Genomic DNA, 8,916 nt, shown 5'->3' on the forward strand with positions numbered 1-8,916 from the left:
GTCGCTTACTGAACATATCAGCCAATGGAACTATACCACTTCGTCCCCAAGAAAGATTGGGAGCAAACTCTATTGTACCTGTATAGTAGTTGCCATTAGGTGCACCTATACCCATAGCTTTAATGGTATCAATGCCTCCAACCTGATCAATGATAATATTTAATGCCTCTACTGAAGCATCAACATAATCCTCAACATTAGGATATCCCTGCGTTTTAATCGCAGTAGTAGCCTTGATTTCACCTCGTGAATCTACGATACCAAAGACAGAATTGGTTCCCCCAAGGTCTAGACCAATTACATACGGTTTCATTGTTTCGTTTGTGTTCATGTTCTATTATTTATATTGTTTATTATCAATCGTTAGTAGTTAAACTCTAAGCAAAGATATTATATTTCTCTGATTGTAGCAAATTTTTTGATAAAAACATTACTCTGAACTGAAATCTGCTACGAGATGACGATACATACTGTACATACGTGTGCGAGAAACATAGCCTTCTAAGTGCCCATTTACATCGACAACAGGAAGGAAATTGCAATTAGCTTTCTCAAATTTCCTCATTACATCTATCATCTTATCCTCTCTTACAAGTGTCGAAGGGACTGGAGTCATGATGTCTTTTACCGTGAACCGATTATATAATTCGGATCTAAACATGATGTGACGAATCTTTGTTATATCAATCTCTCCCAGCAAAGTACCTGCATTATCAAGTACAGGAAGGAAGCTCGTATGGCTTTTACTAATGGCATTAATCAATTTACCAAGCTGCATATCTGGGTCAACTGAGGTAAACTGTCGGTCGATAATACTGTCTAAACTCATTAAGGTTAGGATAGCTTGGTCGGTATGATGCGTCAACAACTTACCCTCTCGAGCCAATCGCATGCTGTAGATGCTGTGCTGTTCAAAGATATTTATGGTCAGATATGCACAGATACAAACAATCATTAAAGGGATAAACAGCTGATAACCCGCTGTTAGTTCGGCGATAAGGAATATGCCAGTAAGAGGTGCTTGCATTACTCCAGCCATAACACCAGCCATACCCATGAGTGCAAAATTCTTCTCTGGAGCATACACTCCAAGTTGATATATATTCCAAATGCGAGCAAAAAAGAATCCCGAGAATCCTCCGATAAACAATGCCGGGGCAAAAGTTCCTCCACAACCTCCTGCTCCATTAGTGGCCGATGTAGCGAAAACTTTTGTAAAAACGACAAGACCGACATAAACAACTAACAGATTACTATGTCCATAAAACATCGAACCATTCATCACTTGCTCCCAATCTGCAATGGTTTTCCCATCAAGGAAGATGTTAACCATACTGTAACCTTCTCCATAAAGCGAAGGAAAGAAGAAGATTAACACACTAAGTGTCAGACCACCCAATGCGAGTTTTAGATAAGGATGACGCTTCATGTTGGCAAACATGTTTTCACATGCTGTCATAGTACGCATGAAATAAAGGCCAACGATACCACAAAACACACCTAATATAATATAAGGTGGGACACGCTGGATATCCCATGCACTATCCATATGATAGGAGAAGAGTGATTCGCTGCCTACAAAGATATAGCTGAAACACGTTGCTGTGACACTCGCTATTAAGATAGGAAGCAGTGAAGCCATTGTCAAGTCGAGCATTAACACCTCAAGTGTGAATACCAAACCAGCTATTGGAGCTTTAAAAATACCTGAAATCGCTGCAGTAGCACCACATCCTACGAGCAACATTGCAGTCCGGGCATCCATCTTAAAAAGCTTAGCCAGGTTACTACCAATGGCAGATCCCGTAAGCACAATAGGCGCTTCTGCTCCTACAGACCCACCAAATCCAATAGTAATACTTGATGCTACAACCGAAGACCAACAGTTATGACCCTTTAAACGCGATTGTTTCGTTGAGATAGCATAAAGTACACGCGTTATGCCATGCGAGATATTGTCCTTTACAACATATTTAATAAAGAGCGAAGTCAAGTAGATTCCCATTATCGGGAAAAGCAGATAAAGCCAGTTAAAGGTTGTTCTATCAAAGCCAGCCGTTAGTAAATGCTGAATCTCTTTTATCATACTGTGCAGCACATAGCCTGCAACAGAAGCAAAAAGGCCTATGACAAAAGCAAGGATAAGGGTCATTTGTCGATCTGACAAATGTTCCTTACACCACTTTCTTAAATCTATTATCTTCAATTTTAATATAGTTTTGAGCGATAATTCTACTTTCGAATCACAGTAACTTCACCATCACGACCAAGTTTTATAATAGAACTTGGCACATGAGGCTTATGCTCCTGACGTCTACTCCAACATACATAGTTCACGGCATTCAATATCTCTTCACTGATATCTCCATAGTTTGCTGCTGCAGGTTCGCCACTAACATTTGCACTTGTACTAACAATCGGTTTCTGAAAACGAAAGCAAAGTTCCTTACTAAAAGGTTCATTTGTGATGCGAACAGCTAAACTTCCATCTTCAGCCACAAGGTTTTCAGCGACATTTACCGCATCATCAAGGATAACAGTCGTAGGCTTTACAGCCGCATCTAATAACTCCCAAGCCACTGCTGGCACGTTTCTGAAACAACGTTGCAGGCGTGCATCCGAATCAACAAGACAGATAAGTGCCTTCGAATCATCTCGTTTCTTGATAGCATATACCTTAGCTACTGCCTCCTTATTGGTCGCATCACACCCTATTCCCCATACCGTGTCGGTGGGATATAATATGACTCCACCTTTTCTCATGCATTCAACTGCATTACGAATATCCTCTTCTTTTGTCATCTTCTTAATTGTTTTTTATCAATATATACTATTATGAATTATCTTTTTACTATAACAGCTTACTCATTTTGATACAAATTTAAACTGCCTATCACGCATTCCATTTAAGAAATCACGTGCAGTCATACGTTTCTTTCCTACCGGTTGCAACTCCAATAGCTCCAACCAACCATCGCTACACCTAACAAACAGATGGCCTTTCAATGTCCTTACACACCCAAGTTCACCTTCCCAAGTCTCTGAAGTCTTTGCTGTCTTAAAGATTTTCAACACACTTCGCTGACCATTTTCATCGATTGTCGTCCAGGTTCCAGGATAAGGACTCAGTCCACGCACAAAGTCATAGACACGTTTAACTGGCAGGTGCCAATCAATCTCACACGTTTCCTTGAATATCTTTGGTGCAGGCAGTAACTCGTCTTCATTGAATTGCATGAAGCTACTTTGTGCAATACTGTCTATATTGCCATCGTTCTCAAGCATCTTATCAATTGTTTCCGTAGCAATATCGGCCCCAAGATTCATTAAGCCGTTATAAACATACTCCACATCTGCATCATCTGGTATGCTAAAATGCTTCTGCATGATAATTCGTCCCGTATCAATATTCTTATCAAGAAAGAAAGTTGTCACACCCGTTTCTGTCTCTCCGTTAATCACTGCCCAATTGATTGGAGCAGCACCCCTATATTGTGGGAGCAAAGCGGCATGCACATTAAAGGTTCCAAAGCGTGGCATAGCCCAAACAATCTCAGGTAATATGCGAAAAGCTACAACCACTTGAAGGTCTGCTTTATATTGTGCCAACTGCTCAACAAATACAGGATCTTTCATCTTTACAGGCTGTAGAACTGGCAAACCATGTGTTTCTGCATATTGTTTAACAGGTGAAGCTTGCACTTGTTGTTGGTGGCGGCCCACTGGTTTGTCGGGTTGTGTCACCACAGCCACAACATTATATCCGCCTTCTACAAGTCGTTGAAGTGATGCAACGGCAAATTCGGGCGTACCCATGAAGACAATTCTCAGTTCTTCTTTTTTCATTCTGCAAATTGTTTATTACGCAAAAGTAATAAATTTCTTTGTAAAAGCCATGACAAGAACTATTGATTTTTGTCACATTTTGTGTGTTTCATGCTCACTAATCCAGCTCGATTAGTAAATAATAAAATAAAAAAGACCTTTGAATACGGCGACTATCCATATTCAAAGGACATAAAACGTCACCCCATTCAAAGGTCTTTATAAAATCATACCCAAGAGACTGAGCCATAAAACTCAGTCTCTGCACACGTCAATGCTTATTTAATTTCAATATTTCGCTGTACTTTCTGTTCCTCTTTACGCACTCTTGGCAATGCGATTTCAAGCACACCATCAAGCACTTTAGCGCTAATCTTCTCGCGATCTACATCATCAGGGAGAACATAACTCTGCTGATAATTTGAATAAGAGAACTCTCTGCGAAGATAATGTTCTTTCTTTTCTTCTTCTTTATGCTCCAACTTATTCTCTATAGCGATTTCAAGGTTGCCCTTATCATCAATATTTACGCGGCAAAACTCTTTCTTAATACCAGGCACTGCGACTTCCATCACGTAACCATTCTCATTGACTTTCACGTTAACTGCTGGCGCAGTAGCGTTCATTCTCGATAGAGCGTTGTCACTAAAGAAATCATTAAAAGCATTGTCTAACCAATCATTATTAGTTCTAATTACTGGAAACAACATAATAAATACCTCCTATTTTTTATTCAACTTAATCTTTTTGTATTGGATTCTCAGCCATTAGCTTCGAAATCCGCTACCTAAAATGCAACTAATATGCCGTTGAATAATTTGTGTCAAAATGGCAGTTTTAAGCCATTTTTATAGCTTTTACCAGGAAATATCTGCAATTTTGACAGAAGATAGCTATGCTTTTAAAGAACAGAACCTGTTGACTTATTCTATTAAAGAGATAAAACGATTGATTCCTTGGATATCTTTCACGCCTGGAGTCAGTTCAAACGCATGATTAATTTCTATGCCAACACATTTCGAACAACGAATTGTTTGGAGAGCTTCAGCATCATTAAGTCCAATATTTCCACTCAAAATAAAAGGCAGTTCGCCATGATAGGCCGCGAGCAAGGTTTCATTCCATGACGCAACTTCTTGATTTTGTCCTTCTCGTTTTATGCGAAAGCACAATAAATCAGCATGACCTTCAAAAGACTTGCACCTTTCAAAATCAGCCAAAGTAGCTATATCAAGAGTCTTAATAATTTTGATTCCACGCCTAATATCAGGGTCAACAGACCGCCTGAGATTATCAATCATCACAGGACTCTCGTCTCCTTGCAATTGCACATAATCAAGATCATAGTTATAAATGCGTGTGATGATATTCTGTGGCATATCATCTGCAAAGATACCAAGACGCTTTACACGCTGAGTTTCTACATCATTTATCTCCTGACCGCGTTGTTGCAGATAACGATCCCGACTGTAATCTGGAATAAGTCCGGAATTACTGGGAATCATTTTCACAACTTGTGGCAAGTCAGAACAAAACACAAAACCCAGTATATCAATATCCGTTGCGAGCAGTTCTCTGATGTTTTCCCCATCACAAACACCGCAAACACTAATTAAAAATCTCTTTTTTGTGTTCATATTGATGTATTTTTAAGTTCATGAATAAATTGTTTCAGGGCTTCACCGGGGACAGGTTGTTTCATCAACACATCTGAAACAAGCAGCCCATCGTAGCCTGCCAACCGCAAACGTGCGGCAGTTGACGCATCAGGAATACCATTTTCACTCACCTTGCAGAGTTCTTTTGGAAGATGGTCTGCCAGGGTTAAACTGGTGTTTACATCCGAAACAAAGGTTCGAAGGTCGCAGTTATTCACACCACACAAGTCTGGTTCAAGCTCAAGATAGTCCAAACTACGCTCTTCATGCAGTTCAATCATCACCTCTAATTCCAACTGATGAGCCAACGATATCATGCGTTTGCACTCGTCTTTCGATAGCGCCTCTGCTATTAGTACTATCGCCGAAGCGCCACAAAAACGTGCTTGCAGAAGTTGATAATCGTCAATAATGAAGTTATTATAAAGGATAGGAAGCTGCACTCCAACCGCTCTTGCCTCTTGCACAAACTCATCATAGCCTGCAAAATAATCGATATCGGTGACTATACTCAAAGCCGTAGCCCCACTCTTTTCATAGGCCAAGCACACATCCGAAGCCTTAGCGGCCTCGTTTATCCACCCTTTTACAGGCGATTTACGCTTAAATTCAGCTATGATTCCCGTGTCTGAGTGTTGCAAAACAAATGACAAACCTTCTTCTTTCAATGGCTTATGTGAAAGATTATCCATCTGTTGAGCAACCAAAACATATAGTTGACGCGGAGAAATAAAGCGTTTGCGTTGGTCAATTTCTATGTGTTTGTGAGCTATAATCTCTTCTAATAAATTCATCTCTAATCTATTCTATTCTGCACAACATCTCATTTTTTACCCTATTCCCAGTTTCTTTATGAATGGAAAATCATAGGGTGGCATCAGACTTCAAATGACATAACCTTATAATATATGTCGTTCGTTCATCTAAACACCGCTGAAATGAAACAATTACAAATATACATTATTTTCTGAAATCTATCGACAAAATACATAAAAAAGTAGTTATAAGAAGATTTTTTGAACAAAGAAACTGCATAACAAAACACTTTCCTTATTCCAAAACAAGATAGACTACATTCCACATTAATTGCATGAACCCTGTAAAGCCATACAAAAACTGAAGCAAAACGACGGAAAGATTTTGCCAAGTTCTATCAATTGAAGGCGCAAAGACGATGGTCCGTATACGCAAAGGCTATCACACGCTAAATAATTCGAAATAAACTGATCTACCAATACATCACATCTCCGAACACAATCACCGAATAAGCTGATTATCAATCATATAGAAACGAACCATGTTTCCTATCATTTTACGTTATAAAGTGACTGAAATCACACGATAAAATAATGTAGATTACATGCTAAACTGACATAGATTGCAAAATATAATGATATGCATAGCGATAAACTTACATTGTATTTCGTACAAAACCAGCTCTATTTATGGTGATGAAAAATAAAAGATAAAATTGTAACTTGAAATTTCTGATTTTGCACAATATATCCCATTATCCTACGTTCTAAGGGTAAATGTGGAATGTTTGACAACCGAACAACTCGAACAAAGTTGGAAATTGGTTGGCGATTATAAAAGAATCCACACTAAAAAGAACAAAAACGACGCCAAAACAGAATGCCTATGAAGTGTTTTTCGCCAAAAGAATCGTTGCCGTCTGAAAAGACTTTGCAACTTATTAAACAGATAGCCTACACCTATCGGGTGGCTCGTGTGAACGGAAAGAATACGGCATTCTGTCTCAATTAAACTCAAAAATCAAATACAAATGAAAACTTTAGTTTCGCCATCTCTATTGGCAGCCGACTTTCTTCATCTGAAAGATGAGATTGAAATGATTAACAATAGTGAGGCAGACTGGTTACATCTTGACGTAATGGATGGGTTTTTTGTGCCCAACATATCGTTTGGCTTCCCTATTCTTGAGGCAGTTAGCAAGGTTTGTAAAAAGCCTTTGGACGTTCATTTCATGATTGTTCATCCCGAACAATACATCGAACAGACAGCTAAGATTGGTGCAATGATGATGAATGTACATTATGAAGCATGTACCCATTTGCATCGAACCATCCAACAAATTCATGCTGCCGGGATGAAAGCGGGAGTCACCTTAAACCCTTCAACGCCTGTGTTCATGCTCGAAGACATTATCCGTGACGTTGACATGGTACTGCTGATGAGTGTCAATCCCGGTTTCGGTGGACAGAAATTCATAGAGAACACCATCCGAAAGGTAGAGAGATTGCGTCGCTTAATCAATGAAACAGGGTCGCATGCACTCATAGAAGTAGATGGTGGAGTGCAAGCCGAAACAGCCCCACGACTCGTGAAAGCTGGAGTCGATGTATTGGTAAGTGGAAGTTATGTATTCAAAAGCACAGACCCTTATGCCACTATCGAAGCCTTGAAAAAGCTGAAATAACAGGATGCAATTGGCTGGATTATTAAATGACACGTAATAATCCAATGCATATTTTGTGTTAAACCATCTGCAAGGTGATTTCATTTTCCTTCACCATGCGACGCAGATTTAGGATTGCATAGCGCATACGACCGAGACTGGTATTAATACTTACGTTTGTCATCTCAGCGATTTCTTTGAATGAAAGTTGCTGATAATAACGCATATAAACCACTTCTCGTTGTGAAGCAGGCAAGAAATTCATCAGTTTTTTCACATCTTTCAACACCTGTGCATTGACATATTGACTCTCAATGTCCATCGAATAAAAGTCGTTTGTGCTGATGTTTGAGAGGTCGTTATCATCAGAAGTGTCTACAATCTTTTGCACTTTCAGTCCACGATAAAGGTCCATGATGACGTTATGTGCAATGCGCATCATCCAAGCGCTAAACTTTCCGCTTGGTGAATACTTCCCTTCTTGCAGCTTAGTGATAACCTTTACAAACGTCTCTTGAAAGAGATCATCAGCAATTTCGCGGTCGCGCACTACGAAAAGGATGTAGGAAAACAATTTTGATTGATGTCGAAACAGTAATTCATCAAATGCCCGATTGTTGCCATTCACATAGTCCATGGCCAACTCTTCATCAGTCATTACATTTAGATTCTTCATTCCTTAAAACTTTAATTCTAAGTAAAATTGTTCTATAGGCGCAGTTGTTATAATGTGAATATACGAATTTGTGCTGATGTAGTTCAAGACTTTTTCAACTAAGAAGAACGCAGTCATCTCGTCAAAAGTAAAGGGCTACACGATGCAAAGATAGATTAAATTTCACGTTCTGCCAAATTTTTCAAATAAAAAAGAGGTTGGAGCAGGAAGCACCCAACCTCGAAAGCGATTTAGAAAAGCTCTAAATCATTAAAAAAATATGTGACAAATATAAGTTATATGAATGAGAAAAACAAATTTTTCGACTGGAAAATCACTTTTTTAACATCTTCATGACG

At 39.1% G+C, this 8,916-nt stretch carries 9 protein-coding genes and 1 pseudogene; 2 read left to right on the forward strand and 8 right to left on the reverse strand.

What is annotated here, in order from left to right:
- The 7 genes and pseudogenes from HMPREF9420_RS14570 to HMPREF9420_RS03570 form a co-directional block, all read right to left on the reverse strand.
- A pseudogene (locus HMPREF9420_RS14570) lies at window positions 1-331 on the reverse strand (ROK family protein); the annotation flags it as partial.
- A gap of 99 nt (window positions 332-430) precedes the next feature.
- Window positions 431-2,152: a chloride channel protein gene (locus tag HMPREF9420_RS03545; protein WP_007134066.1), complete on the reverse strand. Its 1,722-nt coding sequence runs from the start codon at window positions 2,150-2,152 to the stop codon at window positions 431-433.
- Window positions 2,153-2,232: 80 nt separating this feature from the next.
- The gene (locus tag HMPREF9420_RS03550; RefSeq protein ID WP_007134067.1) at window positions 2,233-2,802 is read right to left on the reverse strand and encodes an L-threonylcarbamoyladenylate synthase; all 570 of its coding nucleotides are present in this window, start codon (window positions 2,800-2,802) and stop codon (window positions 2,233-2,235) included.
- A gap of 63 nt (window positions 2,803-2,865) precedes the next feature.
- The gene (gene fmt / locus HMPREF9420_RS03555; RefSeq protein ID WP_007134068.1) at window positions 2,866-3,846 is read right to left on the reverse strand and encodes a methionyl-tRNA formyltransferase; all 981 of its coding nucleotides are present in this window, start codon (window positions 3,844-3,846) and stop codon (window positions 2,866-2,868) included.
- Between the two features lie 257 nt (window positions 3,847-4,103).
- Window positions 4,104-4,535 (reverse strand): Hsp20/alpha crystallin family protein, encoded by a 432-nt coding sequence (locus HMPREF9420_RS03560; protein WP_007134069.1) that lies wholly within the window; start codon window positions 4,533-4,535, stop codon window positions 4,104-4,106.
- A 213-nt stretch (window positions 4,536-4,748) separates the two neighbouring features.
- Window positions 4,749-5,462, reverse strand: a complete 714-nt coding sequence (locus tag HMPREF9420_RS03565; RefSeq protein WP_007134070.1) for a phosphoribosylanthranilate isomerase — start codon at window positions 5,460-5,462, stop codon at window positions 4,749-4,751.
- Window positions 5,459-6,277: an indole-3-glycerol phosphate synthase TrpC gene (locus HMPREF9420_RS03570; RefSeq protein WP_007134071.1), complete on the reverse strand. Its 819-nt coding sequence runs from the start codon at window positions 6,275-6,277 to the stop codon at window positions 5,459-5,461. The genes HMPREF9420_RS03565 and HMPREF9420_RS03570 overlap by 4 nt, the downstream gene beginning before the upstream one ends.
- Window positions 6,278-7,124: 847 nt before the next feature.
- On the opposite strand from HMPREF9420_RS03570, the gene HMPREF9420_RS14835 reads away from it, so the two are divergent.
- Together HMPREF9420_RS14835 and rpe are read left to right on the forward strand one after the other, a co-directional pair.
- Window positions 7,125-7,250, forward strand: a complete 126-nt coding sequence (locus tag HMPREF9420_RS14835; RefSeq protein ID WP_007134072.1) for a hypothetical protein — start codon at window positions 7,125-7,127, stop codon at window positions 7,248-7,250.
- Between the two features lie 19 nt (window positions 7,251-7,269).
- Window positions 7,270-7,923 (forward strand): ribulose-phosphate 3-epimerase, encoded by a 654-nt coding sequence (rpe, locus tag HMPREF9420_RS03575; protein ID WP_007134073.1) that lies wholly within the window; start codon window positions 7,270-7,272, stop codon window positions 7,921-7,923.
- Between the two features lie 58 nt (window positions 7,924-7,981).
- Here rpe and HMPREF9420_RS03580 read toward each other — a convergent pair whose 3' ends face one another.
- Window positions 7,982-8,578 (reverse strand): sigma-70 family RNA polymerase sigma factor, encoded by a 597-nt coding sequence (locus tag HMPREF9420_RS03580; RefSeq protein ID WP_007134074.1) that lies wholly within the window; start codon window positions 8,576-8,578, stop codon window positions 7,982-7,984.
- Between the last annotated feature and the right edge of the window lie 338 nt (window positions 8,579-8,916).

The organism is Segatella salivae DSM 15606 (genome assembly GCF_000185845.1).
In the GTDB taxonomy this organism is placed as follows: domain Bacteria; phylum Bacteroidota; class Bacteroidia; order Bacteroidales; family Bacteroidaceae; genus Prevotella; species Prevotella salivae.